The organism is Aeromonas sp. (genome assembly GCF_051657805.1).
Lineage (GTDB): Bacteria > Pseudomonadota > Gammaproteobacteria > Enterobacterales > Aeromonadaceae > Aeromonas.
In genome coordinates this window covers 1-1,143 of the sequence record NZ_JBOFLJ010000031.1, presented here as the reverse complement: position 1 = coordinate 1,143, position 1,143 = coordinate 1, and the positions used below count along the sequence as shown (strand labels likewise).

The following is a 1,143-nucleotide window of genomic DNA, read 5'->3' as shown; positions in this document are numbered from 1 at the left end:
GAGGGCTCACGGGGCTCGGACAAGGGAGGCGAGCCAGTGAGGGAGGCCAGCGTTTCGCGGTACTGATGGGAGTTTCGGTTTGGCATGGAGATGAAGGATGGGGGCAGGACCACAGCAGGAGCCTGCGCAGGCGCGTCAGCGGACGCTCAGGGCTGAGGGTTGGGCACCCCGCACTCGTTGAGGATAGTCCCGATGGCGCGGTTGATGGTGACGCTGTAACGGACGTGGTTGTCCGCGCGCTTGCAGCCGGAGTTGCAGCTTCCGCGGAGAGCCCACGTGAGGCAGATGTCCTTGCCGCCGCGCTTGGGCACCGTGACGGAGCGCCCCCCGAGGAGGGAGCCGATGGAGGTGTGGCCCGAGGCATCGTAGCGGCGCTTGAGGACCGGGTCGACCGCCGCGTTGACGACGGGGGCGCCGCGTCCAGAGCCGTTGGACCCACCGGCGCCACCAGAGCCGCCAGAGTCACCTCCGCCGGAGCCACCTCCGGCCTGGGCAGGGCCGCCACCGGCAGGAGGCCCGCCGGCAGGCGGGGCGGCACCTGCGGGCACGGGGGCGCCAGGCACCATGTACCAGGAGGAGGGCAATGCCGCGAGGCAGCTGGCGCGATGAGTGTCGACCAGGTTGATGAGGCGTTGGAAGTCGGGGACGGCTGCCGTGACGCCATTCGAGGTGCTGCGGACCCAGGACATGTAGTCCTGCTGCATGTTAAACATGACACGGCAGACGACGTCCATGCCCAAGTTGGCGTTGCTCATGGTCATCTCCAGGCGTAGCAAGGAGGGGCCCAAGAGGCAGACGGCGGAGCGCACGGAGATGGCAATGGGGTGGTGGACACCTATCAGAAGAAGACCATGGTCATTACACTCGAAAATGGTTTAATTATGAGAGTTTAATGACTACTAAAAAAGATATACCCCGTATCCCAATTTATCCCCCATACCCCTAATGGGCTTGGAGCGGTACTTCTAACATGTACATCCTGCAGGGATTGAGCCGGTGTCAACTGCCGACACCTCCTTCATCGAAAGTCAAGTCACCGTCAATGTGCTTGGTGCGAAGCGACGCTTCGTTGAATGTGTTGATGGCATGGCGCAGCTGGTAACACTTGTCGCCAGCAGTACCGGCAGACCGATCCTCCGGATG

General features: G+C 63.1%; 1 protein-coding gene. It reads right to left on the bottom strand.

Going from position 1 to position 1,143, the window contains the following annotated elements:
* Window positions 1–146: 146 nt before the first annotated feature.
* Entirely contained in the window at window positions 147–755 is a 609-nt protein-coding gene (locus ACRCYW_RS13525; protein WP_438550601.1) for a hypothetical protein, read from the bottom strand.
* Window positions 756–1,143: the final 388 nt, after the last annotated feature.

Bases quoted from the DNA above. Each gene is read 5' to 3' on its own strand.
- ACRCYW_RS13525 (WP_438550601.1), bottom strand. From the start codon at position 755: ATGAGCAACGCCAACTTGGGCATGGACGTCGTCTGCCGTGTCATGTTT.